The organism is Streptomyces sp. NPDC005402 (assembly GCF_040606575.1).
Lineage (GTDB): Bacteria > Actinomycetota > Actinomycetes > Streptomycetales > Streptomycetaceae > Streptomyces.
Genome location: NZ_JBEXFB010000017.1, coordinates 126,645 through 144,263, shown reverse-complemented (window position 1 = coordinate 144,263; position 17,619 = coordinate 126,645). Strand labels below are relative to the sequence as shown.

Sequence of the window (17,619 nt, the reverse complement as noted above, 5' to 3'; positions counted from 1 at the left end):
CCGAGGTGGCGAGCGCGGGGAGCTCTCATCCCGTCCGCCGCCGACCCAGGCAGAGCCGAGCAGACGCGGCCCATGGCGTCCAGGTCGTTCGTACAGTGGCGCGCTCCACCTGGACGCCATGGACCACGCCCGCTCCACGGTGTGTGGGTCGACGGCGGACGGGATGAGAGCTGGGGAAGGTGGTGGGCGAGACAAGGCGCTTGCTGCTGCCTCTATTCGGCGTAGGCCTAGCTGCGACTTTCTCCCTGAAGCCACGCCTCGATGGCGCTCCGCCTCCAATACAGGCGATAGAGCAACCTGTGAGGCGACGGAAATGGTTGCTTCTTCGGCCCGCCGCGCGCCAGCCAACCCGTGATGGTCTTCGGGGCCACCCGCACAAGCGCCGCCGCTCCGGCGGTGTCGACCCAGACATCGTCGTCGGGCAGCTCTGGCAAGCCGAGTAGGCGTCCGGCCGGGACCGACCTGGCTTCGATCAAAGCCTCAACGAGTGCTTGATGCTGCTCAGCAAGCGTCACGCTCCGGTTGTTCACTCGACCCTCCGCGGGACTCCGTGGCCGCAGTTTTAAGACTGCAGCGTAACCTACACGACTCCATACCAGGAGATCATTGGTTTAAATAGCCGTTTCAGTTATTCCTGAGCTGCGCCTGGTTCAGCGCCAAGCTCGCGAATAACTGAGGCCACCTGGTCGTCGGGGATCCGCTGAATCATCTGCCGCTTCAGCTCGAACTCCGCCCGCTTGCTCCGGTAGTCGAGGATGTCGCGGATAATGCAACGCAGCACCCATGCCACTCCGGGAAGAGATCCCACCGACGCCAGTTCACCAAGGATTTGCACCTGGGTCTCCTGGGTTGAATAGCGACTCGGCCGGCCAGTGGACGGCCGAGCCGCGCAGACAGCACCAGTCTCACGAGGAGAAAGGGCAACAAAAAAGCCCGAACAATGCGTTCGGGCAACAAAAAAGGCGGAGCGTCAAGCCTCCGCCAGAAGCCTCCGGGCATGCCGGGGCTGGCACTGACTATGCGACATCTGCCAACGCAAGTCAATGGTCAATCAGTCATGGCAGGTCAGAGCTCCGCGAGTGCACGTGTCCGGCCCTACCCGATCACCAGCAGTGACAACTATGCTTGTCATCATGTCGCTGCCGTTGGACGACCCCATCGTCAACTACCTCTATGGGCTCGCATGGGAGAAGGCCATTGAACGACTCGCCGAGCCACCGCAGAGCCCAGCAGGACCGGTGACAAAGAAAGAGCACTTGGCGCTTATTGCGGCGTTGGCTGACTTCTCGGCGGGGATCGAAACGAACATCCTGACCGCCACGTATTATGCATGCCAATTCCAGGTGTCGCAGGCAGAGATTGGGCGCACCTGCGGAATATCACGGCAGGCCGTCCGCCAACGCCTCGCTAAAGCAACGGTCATCCAGGTAGAACGTAAGCGTCAATACTCTTACTGGGATTACGACTACGACTACGAGGAATACGACGACTAATAGAACCCGGCTCCGGCACTCGCACCCCAGCAGCATGCGGCCTGTTGGCCCCACACTGACCGACCCGCATAGAGCTACGGATCAGAAGGCGGCCGTGCCCCAACCCTGCCCGATCGACCGGCAAGTCACGGGGAACCACGGAAACGACCGGGCATAGAGGACCACGAAGGCCCCGGGTAGTTTCGCCTGGTCGGGGGTCGTCCATCCCATCTCAGTGGCACGCATCTCTGGGCCGTCCCTGGGCCGTCCGAAGCCAACCAACGCTGACAGATGGCACCCACGGGTGACCACCCCCACCCCGCTCTGGCCTGGGCCCCCCGAGTTGATCTGCGACACTGGAAGAGTTATGCCGAAGCCCGGAGAACTCACTTTCGTCGCCCCCCGCGGAGCCCAGAAGCCGCCGCGGCACCTCGCCGACCTCACGCCCGCCGAGCGCAAGGAGGTCGTGGCCGGGATCGGGGAGAAGCCGTTTCGCGCCAAGCAGCTCTCGCAGCATTACTTCGCGCGGTACGCGCACGACCCGGCGGAGTGGACGGACATCCCGGCCGGCGCGCGCGGGAAGCTCCAGGAGGCGTTGCTTCCCGAGCTCATGACCGTCGTACGGCATCTGTCGACCGACCAGGGGACCACGCGCAAGACGCTGTGGCGGCTGTTCGACGGGACGCTCGTGGAGTCGGTGCTGATGCGGTACCCGGACCGGGTGACCATGTGCATCAGCTCGCAGGCGGGCTGTGGAATGAACTGTCCCTTCTGTGCCACCGGGCAGGCGGGACTGGACCGCAATCTGTCCACCGCCGAGATCGTCCACCAGATCGTGGACGGGATGCGGGCGCTGCGGGACGGGGAGGTGCCGGGCGGGCCCGCGCGGCTCTCCAACATCGTCTTCATGGGCATGGGTGAGCCGCTCGCCAACTACAAGCGGGTCGTCGGCTCCATTCGCGCGCTCACCGATCCCGCCCCCGACGGACTCGGGCTCTCTCAGCGCGGCATCACCGTGTCGACCGTCGGGCTCGTGCCCGCCATTCACCGGTTCGCCGACGAGGGCTTCAAGTGCCGGCTCGCGATCTCCCTGCACGCCCCCGACGACGAGCTGCGCGACACCCTCGTCCCCGTGAACACACGGTGGAAGGTGCGCGAGGTGCTCGACGCCGGGTTCGAGTACGTCGAGAAGTCCGGGCGGCGGCTCAGCATCGAGTACGCGCTCATCCGGGACATCAATGACCAGGCGTGGCGCGGTGACCGGCTCGGGCGACTGCTCAGGGGCAAGCCCGTGCACGTCAACCTCATCCCGCTGAACCCAACCCCCGGGTCCAAGTGGACCGCCTCCCGGCCCGAGGACGAGAAGGCGTTCGTCGAGGCCATCGCCGCCCATGGCGTGCCGGTGACCGTCCGGGACACCCGTGGGCAGGAGATCGACGGGGCCTGTGGTCAGCTCGCGGCCACCGAGCGGTAGTCTGACGGACGTACGTACATCTTCATATCCGACAGGGGAGCGCCACAGCGCTGAGAGTGCGGCAATCGGGCCGCAGACCCTCTGAACCTCGCCCAGGTCATTCTGGGTAGGAAGTTCGGTCATCACCGTGAACAACAAGAAGTTCCTTGCTGCCGTCGTAGGCCTCGGCATGGTCACACTGTCCGCGTGCGGGTCGTCCTCCTCCTCCGCTTCCGAGGGAAACGGCTCCAAGACCGTCACCCTCGTCAGCCACGACTCGTGGGCCGTCTCCAAGAACGTCCTCGCTGACTTCGAGAAGAAGTCCGGCTACAAGGTCAAGGTCCTGGAGGACGGCGACGCCGGGCAGGCCGTCAACAAGGCCATCCTCACCAAGGACAACCCGCAGGGAGACGTCTTCTTCGGGGTCGACAACACCCTGCTGTCCCGCGCGCTCGACAACGGGCTCTTCCAGTCGTACGAGGCGAAGGGCGCCGACGGGATCAAGGCGGAGTACCGGGTCGACCAGGACAAGCACCGGGTCACTCCCATCGACACCGGCGACATCTGCGTCAACTACGACAAGGCCTGGTTCAGCGAACACAAGCTGGCCCCGCCGACGTCGTACGACGATCTGATCAAGCCCGCCTACAAGAACCTCCTCGTCACCGAGAACGCCGCCACCTCCTCGCCGGGTCTCGGGTTCCTGCTCGGGAGTGCCGCGAAGTACGGCGACGACAGCTGGCAGGACTACTGGAAGAAGCTCAAGGCCAACGGCCTCAAGGTCGTCGACGGCTGGGAGCAGGCCTACAACGAGGAGTTCTCCGGGTCGGCCGGAGGCAAGAAGGCCAAGGCCGACCGGCCGCTCGTCGTCTCGTACGCCTCCTCGCCGCCCGCCGAGGTGATCTACGCCGACCCGAAGCCGACGACCGCGCCCACCGGGGTCGCGCAGGGCACCTGCTTCCGGCAGATCGAGTACGCCGGACTGCTGAGCAACGCCAAGAACACCAAGGGGGGCAAGGCGTTCCTGGACTTCCTGCTCACCAAGGAGTTCCAGCAGGACATGCCGCTCAACATGTTCGTGTACCCGGTCGTCGAGGGCGCCCGGGTGCCGGCCGAGTTCACCCAGTACGGTCCGCAGGCCAAGGATCCCGAGACCATGGACCCGGCGAAGATCGCCGACAACCGTGACGACTGGGTCAAGTCATGGACCTCGCTCGTACTGAAGTAAGGCCCCGCAAGCCTTACGGCAACGCGGCGGCGCGGCTCGGGCTCATGGCCGTGCCCGTCGCGTTCTTCGCCGTCTTCTTCGTCTATCCCGTCGGCGCCATTGTCAGGCGCGGGCTCAAGGTCGATGGTGCCTGGCAGTTCGGCCGGATCGCCGACGTCCTGGCCCAGCCGGACATCCGGCACGTCCTGTGGTTCACCACCTGGCAGGCGCTCACCTCCACCGCGCTCACGCTCCTGATCGCGCTCCCCGGCGCGTACGTCTTCGCGCGCTTCGACTTCCCCGGCAAGCAGGTCCTGCGGGCCGTGGTCACCGTCCCCTTCGTGCTGCCGACCGTCGTCGTCGGTACGGCCTTCCTGGCGCTCGTCGGAAGCGGCGGCCTCACGGACGACGTGTGGGGCGTCCGGCTGGACACCACCGTGTGGGCGATCCTGCTCGCGCACGTCTTCTTCAACTACGCGGTCGTCGTACGGACCGTCGGCGGACTCTGGGCCCAGCTGGACCCGCGTCAGGAGGAGGCCGCGCGGATGCTGGGCGCGTCCCGGCTCCGGGCCTGGCGGACGGTCACGCTCCCCGCGCTCGCGCCCGCCGTGGCAGCCGCCGCGCTGATGGTCTTCCTCTTCACCTTCACCTCCTTCGGCGTGGTGCAGATCCTCGGCGGGCCGACGTTCTCGACCCTCGAAGTGGAGATCTACCGGCAGACCTCCGAGATCTTCGACCTGTCCACGGCCGCCGTGCTGACGCTGATCCAGTTCGTCGCGGTGGGCGCGGTCCTCGCCCTGCACGCGTGGACCGTACGGCGCCGGGAGACCGCGCTGCGGCTCGTGGCCGAGTCCGTCAGCGCCCGGCGGCCGCGCGGCGCGGGAGAGTGGGGACTGCTGGCCGGCGTCGTGGGCACCATCGCCGTACTCCTTGTGCTGCCGCTCGCCGTCCTCGTCCAACGGTCGCTCGACACCCCCGACTTCGGCTACTACCGGGCACTGACCCACAGCGACGGCGGGGTCTTCCTGGTCGCGCCCATCGAGGCGGTCGGGAACTCGCTGGAGTACGCCCTCGCCGCGACCGTCATCGCGGTGCTGGTCGGGGGTCTCGCGGCGGCCGCGTTGACGCGGCGGGACGCGGGGCGGTTCGTACGGGGCTTCGACGCGCTGCTGATGCTGCCGCTCGGGGTGTCCGCGGTGACCGTGGGCTTCGGCTTCCTGATCTCCCTCGACGAGCCGCCGCTGGACCTCAGGCAGTCCTGGATTTTGGTGCCGCTCGCGCAGGCGCTGGTCGGGGTGCCGTTCGTCGTCCGGACCATGCTGCCCGTGCTGCGGGCCGTGGACCACCGGCTGCGGGAGGCCGCGGCCGTGCTCGGGGCCTCGCCGTGGCGGGTGTGGCGGGAGGTCGATCTGCCCATGGTGCGGCGGGCGTTGCTGATCGCGGCGGGCTTCGCCTTTGCCGTGTCGCTGGGCGAGTTCGGGGCGACCGTGTTCATCGCACGGCCCGACAACCCGACGCTGCCGGTCGCCGTGGCCCGGCTGCTCGGGCGGGCCGGGGACCTCAACTACGGCCAGGCGATGGCCCTTTCGACGATCCTGATGGTGGTGTGCGCGGTGGCGCTGCTGGTCCTTGAACGGCTGCGGACCGACCGGACCGGGGAGTTCTAGATGCTGCTGAGCCTTCAGGACGCGACCGTGCGGTTCGGTGGGCGAGCCGTGCTCGACGGGGTGGGCCTCGATGTCGCCGAGCACGAGATCGTATGCGTGCTCGGCCCCAGTGGGAGCGGCAAGTCGACACTGCTGCGGGCGGTGGCCGGGCTCCAACCGCTGGACGACGGGCGGGTGTTGCTCGACGGACGCGACCAGGACGCCGTGCCCGCGCACAAGCGCGGGGTCGGGCTGATGTTCCAGGACCATCAGCTGTTCCCGCAGCGGGACGCGGGTGCCAACGTGGCCTTCGGGCTGCGCATGCACGGGGCTGGCAAGGCGCAACAGCACGAGCGGGTAAGGGAGTTGCTCGACCTTGTCGGGCTTCCGGGCGCCGCGCGCAGGGCTGTCGCCGGGCTCTCCGGCGGTGAGCAGCAGCGGGTCGCGCTGGCCCGGGCGCTCGCCCCCCGGCCCCGGCTGCTGATGCTCGACGAGCCGCTCGGGCAGCTGGACCGGTCACTGCGGGAGCGGCTGGTCGTCGAACTGCGGGAGCTGTTCGGTCGGTTGGGCACCACCGTGCTCGCGGTCACCCACGACCAGGGCGAGGCCTTCGCGCTCGCCGACCGGGTCGTGGTGATGCGGGACGGGCGGATCGCCCAGTCCGGTACGCCGCTGGAGGTGTGGCAGCGGCCGGCCGACGAGTTCGTGGCCCGTTTCCTCGGCTTCGAGAACGTGGTCGAGGGGACGGTGACGGGGGAGGCGGCGGACACCGCGTGGGGCAAGGTGCCGGTGCCTCCGGGAGCGGCCCAGGGAGCCCGGAGCGTGCTGGTGCGGCCCGCGGGAGTGCGACTCGTGATCGCCGAGGAGGGACTGCGCTGCACGGTCGCCGCGCGCACCTTCAGGGGCACGCATGTCGCCGTACATCTGCACCCTTCGGAAGGTGACGGGCCGCGGTTGGAGGCCGCGTGTGCGCTGCGTGCGGCGCCGGAGGTCGGAGACGTGGTCGGGGTGGAGTTCGACGCGGCCGAAATTGTGGTGCTGGGCTGACGGGGCGGACCTGAGGTGCGGGGCATGTACCCGCTCTCACACGACCGTTATTGCGACGAGATCGCCCACCAAGTCGGCCTGCTGAGGACCGTGGTGACCTCCGGGGCTGATCTGTCCGCGACAGTGCCGACCTGCCCGGACTGGTCGCTGGAGCGGCTGGTGCGGCACACCGGGGGCGCCCTGCGCTGGGCCGAGGCGATGGTGCGGACCCGGGCGCGGGAAGCAGTGCCCGAGAAGCGGGTGCCCTTGGGGGAGGGGCCCGGGAACGCCGCTGATCTCGACGCGTGGCTCGCCGAGACCGGCGACCTGCTCGTGGCCACGCTCCGGGAGGCCGGCCCGGACGCCCAGGTGTGGTCCTGGGCCGGGATCCCCACCTCGGGCTTCTGGGCTCGCCGTATGGCCCACGAACTCACGATCCACCGCGCCGACGCCGCGCTCGCCGCCGGGCAGCCGTACGAGGTCGCACCGGAGATCGCCGCCGACGCGATCGACGAGTGGCCGCGGATCGTGGAGTTCGTGCAGCGGACCATGCCCCACGACGAGGCGACGCAGTTGCGGGGGCCGGGGCGCAGCATCCATCTGCACGCCACCGACGTGACTGCCGAGCTCAGTGCCGACTGGGTGGTCGAGCTCACCGAGGACGTCATCGTCTGGCGTCGCGGACACGAGAAGGCGACCGTCGCGCTGCGCGGCCCGCTGACCGCCGTCCTGCTCGCCTTCTACCGTCGACTGCCCCTGGACAGCCCGGAGTTGCAGGTGCTCGGGGAGCGGGAGCTGCTGGAGTTCTGGCTGGAGCGGACCACGTTCGGGTGATGTCGTGGCTGTGGCCCGCCCCCACACCGGGGACGGGCCACAACGGTCGTTCAGGTACGGCGTCAGCGGCTGCCGGCGCCACGACGGCGCAGGCCGAAGAACACCGCGCCGCCGCCGAGGGCGACCAGGGCGATCGCGATGCCGGCGATCAGGCCGGTGTTGGAGTTCGCACCGGTCTCGGCGAGGTTGGAGTCGCCGGCCGCGGGCGACGGGGCGTTGCTCTCGGCGGGCGCCGGAGCGGTGGTGCCCTCGGAGGCCGACGGGGTCGAGGTCGGGGTCGGGGACTCCTCTGCCGGGGTGCTGGCGGAGTCCGACGGCGTGGGCGTGGGCGTCGGGGTCGGCGTGTCCTCGGTCTTGCAGGCGGTCGCCGGGGTGGTCAGGTTGGGCGTGATGTCCTCGCCCTTGATGTAGGGCAGGGCTTCGACGTGGATGCGGTACTCGGCGTTGGGCGCCCAGTCCTCCTTGAAGGTGATGGTGGTGCCCTCCTTGGAGCCCTTCACCGTCTGCTCGCCGACCTTCTTCTCGTCGGCACCGTTGCTCTGCAGGTACACGGAGACGGTCGCCTCGACGCCGGACTTGTCCACGTCGGTGACGGTGATGACGCCCTGAGTGCCGTCACACTTGGCTTCGGCGGAGAACTCCTTGATGTTGCAGGCAAGGGCGTTGCCGGAGGCGCCGAGCACGATCGCGGTCGTGGCGGCGGCGACGCCGAGGAAGCGCGCGGCGCGGGAGGTGCGGCGGGATATGGGCGTAAATGCCACGTTCGTCCTTCACGGGGTGCGCAAATGCGGGGGGTTGAAGGGAGGGTGATGTGTCATCACCATCCCCACGAGTCTCACAGGTCTATAAGCGCTGCATAAGCAGTGTCAACGTGTAGGCCCCCTACAACCGTTGACTTTGCGTTCTTATTACCGTGTGAGACGTTTCAGTGCCGCCGGAGCCTCCTCGATCCGGTCAACAAGGGCGATTCGGGCCTCCATTGACCGCTCCCGCGCCAGCGCCTGGAGCAGCGGCCAGGTGGGCAGCCTCTCCGTCCAGTGGGCGCGGTTCACGAGCACCATCGGCGTGGGTTCGCCGCGCGACTCGTAGTAGTTGGGCGTCGCGTTGTCGAAGATCTCCTGCACGGTGCCGGCGGCGCCCGGAAGGAAGACCACGCCCGCGGTGGAGCGGGCCAGCAGGCCGTCCTCGCGGGTGGCGTTGGCGAAGTACTTGGCGATGTGCGAGGCGAAGGCGTTCGGCGGCTCGTGCCCGTAGAACCAGGTCGGGATGCCGACGGAGTGGCCGCCCCGGGGCCGGCGGGCACGGATCTCGAAGGCGACGCGCGCCCAGTCGGTGATCGAGGGCGTGAACGACGGTGCCTTGGCGAGGAGTTCGCAGGCCTCGTCGAGCATGGTGTCCTCGAAGGGGGCCGCGTAGGCGCCGAGGTTGGCCGCCTCCATCGCGCCCGGGCCGCCACCGGTGGCCACGGTGAACCCGGCTCGGGTCAGTTCACGGCCGAGACGGGCCGCACCGGCGTACTCCTCGGTGCCGCGGGCCATCGCGTGGCCGCCCATCACCCCCACGACCCGTGCGCCGCGCAGGAGTTCGTCGAGGGCGTCGGAGACGGCGTCGTCGTGGACGGAGCGCAGCATCGACGCGTATATGTCACCGTCGGCCTTGGTGCGCTGGAACCAGGCGTAGGCGAGGGCGTCGGGGGTCTGCTCGTACCCCTTCTCCAGTCCGTCGAACAACTCGTCGGGGGAGTAGAGCAGTCCGCGGTACGGGTCGAACGGCAGGTTCGGGACGGGCGGGAAGACGAGGGCACCGTCCGCGCGGAGCTTCTCCGCGGCGCTCTCCCGCATCGGGCAGCCGAGGAAGACGGCGCCCGCGGTGTCGGTGGCGAGCAACTCCCTTGTCCGGTCCGTCAGATCGACGGACTGGACCCGGTAACCGCCGAGGGTGCCGCGGGCCGGTACGACCGCGTCGAACTCCTCCAGCGTCTCGATCTCACGGTCGTCATGGTGTGCCGCGTGGGCGGGGCTCGTCTGCACCCGCCCATGCTCGCACGCCGGATCGAGGCCCGTGGGTCAGCCCTGGATCGTCGCCGGGTCCATCCAGACGACCTCCCAGCTGTGGCCGTCGAGGTCGTCGAAGGAGCGGCCGTACATGAAGCCGTGGTCCTGGGTCTCGCCGGACAGGGTGCCGCCCGCGGCGAGTGCCTTGTCGACCAACTCGTCGACCTGCGCGCGGCTCTCGGCGCTCAGCGCGATCAGGACCTCGCTGGTCCTGGTCGCGTCCGCGATCTCCTTCTTGGTGAAGGTCGAGTAGAACGCCTTCGTCATCAGCATCGCGACGATGGTGTCGCTGATCACCACGGACGCGGCGTTGTCGTCGCTGAACTGCGGGTTGATCGAGTAGCCGAGCTCCGTGAAGAACTTCTTGGAGGCGTCGAGGTCGTTCACGGCCAGGTTCACGAAGATCATCTGCTGGTAGGTCGGCGAGGTCATCGGAGTCTCTCCCATCGGGTGCGTGCTGTTCGGTGGGTAGACGGGCGGGCTCGGCGGAACTCATCGGCGGGCCGTGATTTTTTTTCGTACGGGTTCCCGTACGGAGCTCAGGAGGTCAGGGGCAGGGCCGCCAACTCGGCCACGACCAGGGTGAGCGGGCCGAAGAGGGCCAGCAGGGCGCCGGCGCGGAGGGCCGCCGCGCTGCGCAGCATCGTCGCGGGGGCGCCGAGGCGGACCAGTGCGGCCGTGGTGTCCGACCTCGCGTGCTTCGCCTCCACCGCGGCGGTGAGGAGTGTGGCGATCGTGCAGCTCGTCACGAGGAGCAGGCCCAGGGTGGTGAGGGGACCCACTTGGGGGCCCGTGGGGTCGTACAGGGTGGTCATGGCGTAGGCGCCGGAGGCCACCGCGCAGACGATGCCCAAGGGGCGCCCGATCCGGCCGGCTTCCGCCATGAGGACTCTTCCGGCGAGGAGACGGAGGGCGCCGGGCCGGGTGGACTGCAGGAGACGGCCGCAGAGGTGGGTGAGACCGGGTCCGGCGATCGCCAGGCCGACGGCGGTCAGGAGCCAGCCGACGAGGACGGAGGGGGTGCCTGCGAGGCCGCCGGGGAGCGGGGTGGCGGGGACGGTGCCCTGACGGTTGGCGTAGGCCTCCACGGCCAGGCCCGCGGCGAGGACCGCGATGCCCCAGGGGAGGCCCTTGGGTGCTTCTCGGGGGGCGGGCAGGACTGCCGGGCCGGGGTCCCCGCTCCGGTTGTCCTCGGTGGGGATGTCGTCGCCCGCCTGTGCCGGCGGGGTGCCGTCCGGCTTCGGGTCGGGAACCGCCTCGGCGGTGCGACTGCCCGCCGCCCGGTCGGCGGCCGGCTCACCCGGGTTCCGGCGCGCGCGGAAGCGGCCGTACGCCCCGAAGGGCTCCCTGGTCGTCGTCCTGCCGGACGCCCCGAAGCGGCCGTACGACCGTGCCTCCCTCCTCGCCGAGGCCGGTCTGTCGTCCGGTGGCCGCAGGACGAGTGCCACCGTCACCGACGCGATCGCCGGCACCAGGCCCAGCAGGGTCAGGGCCGCCGGCAACGGGAGGGGGACGTCCGCCGCCAGGAAGTCCGCCGCCGCCCCGTCGAAGGGCATGCCCGTCAGGTCGCCCCGCAGGTGGAGGAAGACCAGCAGCGCCAGCATCGAACCGAGCGTGCAGGACAGGGCCGTCGTCGTGGCCGTGACGGCCATCAGGCGGGCCGGGCCGAGGCCGATCGCCGCGAGACCGGGGCGGGGACGGGTGCCGGGGTCGGTACGGGCGACCGCCAGGGCGAAGTGGACCGTCGCAGCCAGCGGGGTCAGGCACCACGCCAGGCGCAGGACCGCGCCCGACGCGTCCTCGGGGTGGCTGATCGCGTGGCCGAGACTGCACAGGAGGAGGAAGCCCGTGCCCGCCGAGGCGAGCGCCACCAGGAGGCGGCGCAGCTGTACGGCGGGACGGGCGCCCCGGGTCAGACGGAGAGCGAGCACGCGGTACGGCCTTCCGAGTCGGCCATCGGGGGCAGGTGCACGGTGTTCACCCGGCGCCCGTCCAGGAGGGTGACCGTGCGGTCCGCCAGGGCTGCGGTGTCGGGGTCGTGCGTGGCCAGGACCACGGTGATGCCGTGGGAGCGGGCGGCCGTGGTGAGCGTGCGCAGGACGTGCGCGCGTTCCGCCCGGTGCAGGGGAGCCGTCGGTTCGTCCGCGAACAGGACCGACGGGGCCGGGGCGAGGGCGCGGGCGACGCAGACGCGCTGGCGTTCGGACTGGGTCAGCTCGTGCGGGCGGCTGCGGGTCCGGTCCCCGATGTCGAGGCGCTCCAGCCACTCCAGGGCGGTCGTCCTGGCGCGTCGGCGACCGGTGCCGCGCAGCATGAGGGGGAGGGCGGCGTTCTCCCAGGCGTTGAGCTCGGGGACGAGCACCGGGGCCGGGTCGATCCAGCCGAAACGGTCCCGGCGCAGGCGCTCGCGGGTCAGCGGGCCCATGGTGTGCACGGGCACGCTGTTGAACCAGACCTCGCCGCGCTGGGCCGGGGTGAGTCCCGACAGGCATCTGAGCAGTGCGGTCTTGCCGCTGCCGCGGGGCCCGCTGACGGCGAGGATCTCTCCTTCGCGCACTCCGAGGGAGACACCCTGGAGCGCGGGCGAGCCGTCGTGGTGGGTGAAGTGCAGGGAGCGTGCCCAGAGCACATCGTTGTCCGGCGGGGCCTCCATGGGCGTACACCTCGTTCTGGTCCGTTGTGCCTTGCAATCCCCCGAGCGGGGGAACGAAAGCAGGGCCGATCGGTTACCAGGCACGCTAAGGAGGCGGGGGCGGGACGCCGTACAGCACACGGCCCGGGGTGCACGCCTGTCACTCGGACGGGTGCACTCCGGGCCGTATGAGCCGCTGAGTCGCCGGATGCGGGGGCTTCTAGAGCTTGGTCCAGGCCTCGGTGAGGGTCGCGCGCAGGATCTGCTCGATCTCGTCGAAGGTCTCCTGGTTCGAGATCAGCGGCGGGGCGAGCTGGACGACCGGGTCGCCGCGGTCGTCGGCACGGCAGTACAGGCCGTTGTCGAAGAGGGCCTTGGAGAGGAAGCCGTACAGGACGCGCTCGGTCTCCTCGTCGTTGAAGGACTCCTTCGTCGTCTTGTCCTTGACCAGCTCGATGCCGTAGAAGAAGCCGTTGCCGCGGACGTCGCCGACGATCGGCAGGTCGTGCAGCTTCTCCAGCGTCGAGCGGAAGGCGCCCTCGTTGTCGAGGACGTGCTGGTTGAGGTTCTCGCGCTCGAACAGGTCGAGGTTGGCGAGGCCCACGGCCGCGGACACCGGGTGGCCGCCGAAGGTGTAGCCGTGCAGGAAGGTGTTGTCGCCCTTGTAGAACGGCTCGGCCAGGCGGTCCGAGATGATGCAGGCGCCGATCGGGGAGTAGCCCGAGGTCATGCCCTTGGCGCAGGTGATCATGTCCGGGACGTAGTCGAACTTGTCGCAGGCGAACATGGTGCCCAGGCGGCCGAAGGCGCAGATGACCTCGTCGGAGACCAGGAGTACGTCGTACTGGTCGCAGATCTCGCGGACGCGCTGGAAGTAGCCGGGCGGGGGCGGGAAGCAGCCGCCCGCGTTCTGCACGGGCTCCAGGAAGACCGCGGCGACCGTGTCCGGGCCCTCGAAGAGGATCTCCTGCTCGATCTGGTCGGCGGCCCAGCGGCCGTAGGCCTCGGGGTCGTCGCCGTGGATCGGGGCGCGGTAGATGTTGGTGTTCGGGACCTTGTGCGCGCCCGGGACCAGCGGTTCGAAGGGGGCCTTCAGGGCCGGCAGGCCGGTGATGGACAGGGCGCCCTGCGGGGTGCCGTGGTAGGCGACCGCGCGGGAGATGACCTTGTACTTGGTGGGCTTGCCGGTGAGCTTGAAGTACTGCTTGGCGAGCTTCCAGGCGGTCTCGACCGCCTCGCCGCCACCGGTGGTGAAGAAGACCTTGTTCAGGTCGCCGGGCGCGTGCTGCGCGAGGCGCTCCGCGAGTTCGACGGCCTTCGGGTGGGCGTAGGACCACACCGGGAAGAACGCCAGCTCCTGCGCCTGCTTGAAGGCCGCTTCGGCGAGCTCCACGCGCCCGTGGCCGGCCTGGACCACGAACAGGCCCGCGAGGCCGTCCAGGTAGCGCTTGCCCTTGTCGTCGTAGATGTAGGTGCCCTCGCCCCGGACGATGGTCGGGACCGGGGAGTTCTCGTACGAGGACATGCGGGTGAAGTGCATCCACAGGTGGTCGTACGCGGTGCGGCTGAGGTCCTTGGAGCTCACGGTTATCGGGTCCTCACGGTTATCGGGTTCCCCACATGTAGGTCTGCTTCTTGAGCTTCAGATAGACGAAGCTCTCGGTGGAGCGCACTCCGGGGATGGCCCGGATGCGGCGGTTGATGACCTCCAGGAGGTGGTCGTCGTCCTCGCAGACGATCTCCACCATCAGGTCGAAGGAGCCGGCCGTCATCACCACGTACTCGCACTCGGACATGGCGGTCAGCGCGTCGGCCACGGACTCGACATCGCCCTCGACATGAATGCCGACCATCGCCTGGCGCCGGAAGCCCACGGTGAGCGGGTCCGTGACGGCGACGATCTGCATCACGCCCTGGTCGAGCAGCTTCTGGACGCGCTGGCGTACGGCCGCCTCGGACAGGCCGACGGCCTTGCCGATCGCGGCGTACGGACGGCGGCCGTCCTCCTGGAGCTGCTCGATGATGGCGAGGGAGACGGCGTCCAGGTTGGGGCTGCTGCCGTTCCTGTACTCGCTCCTGGACTCGCGGGAGTCCCTGGGGTCTGCGCTTCGACTGGCCACGGGCTCACTGTGCACGACGTCTCGTCGGTTTCGCAAGGTCGGGGCGATGAAATTCGTTGTTTACGTGACGGAGACCTGCGGATTTCGCAGTCTTGGCCGGATCGGGGGTGTTGAAAACGTGGGCCTGACGATTAGGGTGGGTGTCTCAGTCAGTGGACAGTTTCAACCCCCCTCAGGAGGTCGGCAGTGAGCACCGAGCTGCGTCGTCTGCGCAACTACATCGACGGTGAGTTCCGGGACGCCGCCGACGGGCGGACCACGGACGTGGTCAACCCCGCGACCGGTGAGGCGTACGCGACCGCCCCGCTGTCCGGACAGGCCGACGTGGACGCGGCGATGGCCGCCGCCGCAGCGGCCTTCCCGGGCTGGCGTGACGTCACCCCCGCCGAGCGGCAGAAGGCCCTGCTGAAGATCGCGGACGCCTTCGAGGAGCGCGCCGAGGAGCTCATCGCGGCGGAGGTGGAGAACACCGGCAAGCCGATCGGGCTCACCCGGTCCGAGGAGATCCCGCCGATGGTCGACCAGATCCGCTTCTTCGCCGGTGCGGCGCGGATGCTGGAGGGGCGCTCCGCCGGTGAGTACATGGAGGGCCTGACCTCCATCGTGCGGCGCGAGCCGGTCGGGGTCTGCGCGCAGGTCGCGCCGTGGAACTACCCGATGATGATGGCCGTATGGAAGTTCGCGCCGGCGATCGCGGCCGGCAACACGGTGGTGCTGAAGCCGTCGGACACGACCCCGGCGTCGACCGTGCTGATCGCGGAGATCATCGGCGGGATCCTGCCCAAGGGCGTCTTCAACGTCATCACCGGTGACCGTGACACCGGCCGGCTGATGGTCGAGCACCCGACGCCGGCGATGGCGTCGATCACCGGCTCGGTGCGGGCCGGTATGTCGGTCGCCGAGTCCGCGTCGAGGGACCTGAAGCGGGTGCACCTGGAGCTGGGCGGCAAGGCCCCGGTCGTCGTCTTCGAGGACACCGACATCGCCAAGGCCGTCGAGGACATCTCGGTGGCGGGCTTCTTCAACGCCGGGCAGGACTGTACGGCGGCCACGCGCGTGCTGGTGCAGTCCTCCATCCACGACGAGTTCGTCGCGGCGCTGGCGAAGGCCGCCGCCGACACGAAGACCGGGCAGCCGGACGACGAGGACGTGCTGTTCGGTCCCTTGAACAACCCGAACCAGCTCAAGCAGGTCTCCGGGTTCATCGAGCGGCTGCCCGCGCACGCCAAGGTCGAGGCCGGCGGTCACCAGGTCGGTGAGAAGGGGTACTTCTACGCGCCGACGGTCGTGTCCGGGCTGAAGCAGGACGACGAGATCATCCAGAAGGAGGTCTTCGGGCCGGTCATCACCGTCCAGTCCTTCACGGACGAGGAGCAGGCCGTGTCGTGGGCCAACGGCGTCGAGTACGCGCTGGCGTCCTCGGTGTGGACCAAGGACCACGGCCGTGCGATGCGGATGTCCAAGAAGCTGGACTTCGGGTGCGTGTGGATCAACACGCACATTCCGCTGGTCGCCGAGATGCCGCACGGCGGCTTCAAGAAGTCGGGATACGGCAAGGACCTTTCGGGCTACGGGTTCGAGGACTACACGCGGATCAAGCACGTGATGACGTCGTTGGACGCGTAGGTTCTTCGGCCGCGGGGGTGCGGGGTTCTCCGGCCGCGGGCGCGTGGGGGCTGGTCGCGCAGTTCCCCGCGCCCCTGGGGGAGTTGTGGCGGCGTCGCTGTTCCCGTCGGATCGGTGAGCGGCGGCGGTGTCCGCTCGACAGGGTGTCCGCCGTACCCCGCCCTGCGTGATCCAGCTCCAGGCCGACCACCCCGACATCCGCTTCCTCGTCCCCGAGGAGGGCGCGGCGTTCTGGTCGGACTCCCTGATGATTCCCGACCGCGCCCTGCACAAGATCAACGCGGAGCGCCTCGTCGGCTACTACTACGCCCCGACGTCGCCGCGGAACTCGCCGCCTGGGTCAACTACGTCTGCCCCGTCCCCGCCGCCCAGGACGTCCTGGCCGCGTCGAAGGACGAGGACACCGCCGCCCTCGCCGAGAACCCCCTGATCTTCCCGGACGCGCAGATGCGCGAGCGGCTGGTGATCGCGCGGGACATCACGTCCGGTGAGCGGGGGGAGTACGCGAAGCGGTGGAACGTGATCGTGGGGTGGTGAACGCCGGCGGGAAAGCGAGCCCTCGGCCCCGCGTCCGGCGCCGGTTTCATCCGTGAACCCTCGGGCACGTCGGCTTCACACCGGTCCGACCTGTGCGGCAACGCGGAGGACGTGACGATGAGCAGGTTCGCAAGGACGGCCTACGGTTCGGATTCCGCGATGCGCAGGAACGGGCTGCTGACCTACGGGCTCTCGGCCGTGATGCTGATCGCCGGGATCATGATGATCGGCAAGGGCATCCCGAAGGGCTGGATCTGCGTCGGGTTGGCCGTGCTCTACACCGGCTTCGTTCTCGTGGCGATGCGGGTCAAGGCCCGCAGGGGCGACGGGCGGTAGGCCTCATGGAAGCCCGCGGTGCGTCGGGTCCACCGCTCCCCGGCTGGGTGCGGATGTCCTCGTGATCGTCCTTGTCGCGCTCGCGGCGTACGGAATGTCCCGCAGGAGGAGATGAGCGTGTGCCGTCCCGACGGGGGTATCCGCTCCGCACCGCAACCGCCGGGCCGGCCCCGGCCAACCGGAAGGAGAGGTACCGCATGTCCGCGTCCCTCGTGGAAACGGTCGATATCGAGGCTCCCGTCGCTGTCGCCTGGGCACTGTGGAGCGATGTGACCCGGTGGCCGACCTTTCTGAGCCACGTACGCCTGGTGGAACGGCTGGACGAGCGCCGTTTCGCCTGGCAGCTCCAACTGCCCGGCGCCGACAAGAACTTCGTCGCCGAACTCACCGAGGTCGTCCCCGAGGACCGCATCGCCTGGCGCACGGTGGAGGGGGTGCACCACGCGGGCGTGGTCACCTTCCACCGGCTCGGTGAGACCACGAGCCGGGTGACGCTGCAGATCGAGTACGACCCGCAGGGGTTCCTGGAGCACCTCGGCGCGCTGACCAACCTGGACTCGACACTCGCCAACTACGACCTCGGCGAGTTCCAGAAACTGGCCGAGACGGCGGCGGCGTCCTGACCTCGTACGGACATCACTTTTGAACGTGTTCAATTACAGGCGTACGCTGCTGC

17 protein-coding genes, 1 pseudogene and 1 riboswitch are annotated in these 17,619 nt (G+C 69.2%); of the genes and pseudogenes, 10 read left to right on the top strand and 8 right to left on the bottom strand.

Going from position 1 to position 17,619, the window contains the following annotated elements; all coding sequences use genetic code 11:
- Positions 1 to 628: 628 nt before the first annotated feature.
- Positions 629 to 835: a hypothetical protein gene (locus ABZT02_RS29815; protein ID WP_356022809.1), complete on the bottom strand. Its 207-nt coding sequence runs from the start codon at positions 833 to 835 to the stop codon at positions 629 to 631.
- Positions 836 to 1,133: 298 nt separating this feature from the next.
- Between ABZT02_RS29815 and ABZT02_RS29810 the strand changes: the two genes are divergently transcribed.
- From ABZT02_RS29810 to ABZT02_RS29785, 6 genes are all read left to right on the top strand, one after another.
- Positions 1,134 to 1,493, top strand: coding sequence for a hypothetical protein (locus ABZT02_RS29810; RefSeq protein WP_356022806.1), 360 nt, complete (start codon positions 1,134 to 1,136; stop codon positions 1,491 to 1,493).
- A 346-nt stretch (positions 1,494 to 1,839) separates the two neighbouring features.
- Positions 1,840 to 2,946, top strand: coding sequence for a 23S rRNA (adenine(2503)-C(2))-methyltransferase RlmN (rlmN, locus tag ABZT02_RS29805; protein ID WP_356022804.1), 1,107 nt, complete (start codon positions 1,840 to 1,842; stop codon positions 2,944 to 2,946).
- 23 nt (positions 2,947 to 2,969) lie between these two features.
- Positions 2,970 to 3,077: riboswitch (TPP riboswitch) on the top strand.
- Positions 3,074 to 4,153, top strand: a complete 1,080-nt coding sequence (locus ABZT02_RS29800; RefSeq protein ID WP_356022802.1) for a thiamine ABC transporter substrate-binding protein — start codon at positions 3,074 to 3,076, stop codon at positions 4,151 to 4,153. (Overlaps the previous riboswitch by 4 nt.)
- 44 nt (positions 4,154 to 4,197) lie before the next feature.
- Positions 4,198 to 5,799, top strand: coding sequence for an iron ABC transporter permease (locus tag ABZT02_RS29795; RefSeq protein ID WP_356022972.1), 1,602 nt, complete (start codon positions 4,198 to 4,200; stop codon positions 5,797 to 5,799).
- On the top strand, positions 5,800 to 6,825 hold the full coding sequence (locus ABZT02_RS29790) for an ABC transporter ATP-binding protein (RefSeq protein ID WP_356022799.1): 1,026 nt from the start codon (positions 5,800 to 5,802) through the stop codon (positions 6,823 to 6,825).
- 24 nt (positions 6,826 to 6,849) lie between these two features.
- Positions 6,850 to 7,638 carry a maleylpyruvate isomerase family mycothiol-dependent enzyme gene (locus ABZT02_RS29785; RefSeq protein ID WP_356022797.1) on the top strand — a complete coding sequence of 263 codons (789 nt, stop codon included), beginning with the start codon at positions 6,850 to 6,852 and terminating at the stop codon, positions 7,636 to 7,638.
- A 62-nt stretch (positions 7,639 to 7,700) separates the two neighbouring features.
- On the opposite strand, the gene ABZT02_RS29780 is transcribed toward ABZT02_RS29785, so the two are convergent.
- The 7 genes from ABZT02_RS29780 to ABZT02_RS29750 all read right to left on the bottom strand — a co-directional run bounded on the left by ABZT02_RS29780 (position 7,701) and on the right by ABZT02_RS29750 (position 14,459).
- Positions 7,701 to 8,399 (bottom strand): LAETG motif-containing sortase-dependent surface protein, encoded by a 699-nt coding sequence (locus tag ABZT02_RS29780; RefSeq protein ID WP_356022795.1) that lies wholly within the window; start codon positions 8,397 to 8,399, stop codon positions 7,701 to 7,703.
- 147 nt (positions 8,400 to 8,546) lie between these two features.
- A complete protein-coding gene (locus ABZT02_RS29775) occupies positions 8,547 to 9,668 on the bottom strand; it encodes an LOG family protein (RefSeq protein WP_356022792.1) in 1,122 nt (373 codons plus the stop codon).
- Between the two features lie 36 nt (positions 9,669 to 9,704).
- A complete protein-coding gene (locus ABZT02_RS29770) occupies positions 9,705 to 10,124 on the bottom strand; it encodes a VOC family protein (protein ID WP_356022790.1) in 420 nt (139 codons plus the stop codon).
- Positions 10,125 to 10,231: 107 nt separating this feature from the next.
- On the bottom strand, positions 10,232 to 11,623 hold the full coding sequence (locus tag ABZT02_RS29765; RefSeq protein WP_356022787.1) for a hypothetical protein: 1,392 nt from the start codon (positions 11,621 to 11,623) through the stop codon (positions 10,232 to 10,234).
- Complete coding sequence (locus ABZT02_RS29760; RefSeq protein ID WP_356022785.1) at positions 11,605 to 12,345, bottom strand: ATP-binding cassette domain-containing protein; 741 nt, start codon at positions 12,343 to 12,345, stop codon at positions 11,605 to 11,607. Before ABZT02_RS29760 ends, ABZT02_RS29765 begins: the two co-directional genes overlap by 19 nt.
- Positions 12,346 to 12,544: 199 nt before the next feature.
- Positions 12,545 to 13,909, bottom strand: coding sequence for an aspartate aminotransferase family protein (locus ABZT02_RS29755; RefSeq protein WP_356022782.1), 1,365 nt, complete (start codon positions 13,907 to 13,909; stop codon positions 12,545 to 12,547).
- Positions 13,910 to 13,928: 19 nt separating this feature from the next.
- On the bottom strand, positions 13,929 to 14,459 hold the full coding sequence (locus ABZT02_RS29750) for an Lrp/AsnC family transcriptional regulator (RefSeq protein ID WP_356022780.1): 531 nt from the start codon (positions 14,457 to 14,459) through the stop codon (positions 13,929 to 13,931).
- 171 nt (positions 14,460 to 14,630) lie between these two features.
- On the opposite strand from ABZT02_RS29750, the gene ABZT02_RS29745 reads away from it, so the two are divergent.
- The 4 genes and pseudogenes from ABZT02_RS29745 to ABZT02_RS29730 all read left to right on the top strand — a co-directional run bounded on the left by ABZT02_RS29745 (position 14,631) and on the right by ABZT02_RS29730 (position 17,566).
- Positions 14,631 to 16,070 carry a gamma-aminobutyraldehyde dehydrogenase gene (locus tag ABZT02_RS29745; protein WP_356022778.1) on the top strand — a complete coding sequence of 480 codons (1,440 nt, stop codon included), beginning with the start codon at positions 14,631 to 14,633 and terminating at the stop codon, positions 16,068 to 16,070.
- A gap of 166 nt (positions 16,071 to 16,236) precedes the next feature.
- Positions 16,237 to 16,607, top strand: a pseudogene (locus ABZT02_RS29740) (spermidine/putrescine ABC transporter substrate-binding protein); the annotation flags it as partial.
- A 117-nt stretch (positions 16,608 to 16,724) separates the two neighbouring features.
- Positions 16,725 to 16,943, top strand: coding sequence for a hypothetical protein (locus ABZT02_RS29735; RefSeq protein WP_356022775.1), 219 nt, complete (start codon positions 16,725 to 16,727; stop codon positions 16,941 to 16,943).
- A 197-nt stretch (positions 16,944 to 17,140) separates the two neighbouring features.
- Entirely contained in the window at positions 17,141 to 17,566 is a 426-nt protein-coding gene (locus tag ABZT02_RS29730; protein ID WP_356022773.1) for an SRPBCC family protein, read from the top strand.
- The last annotated feature ends 53 nt before the right edge of the window (positions 17,567 to 17,619 follow it).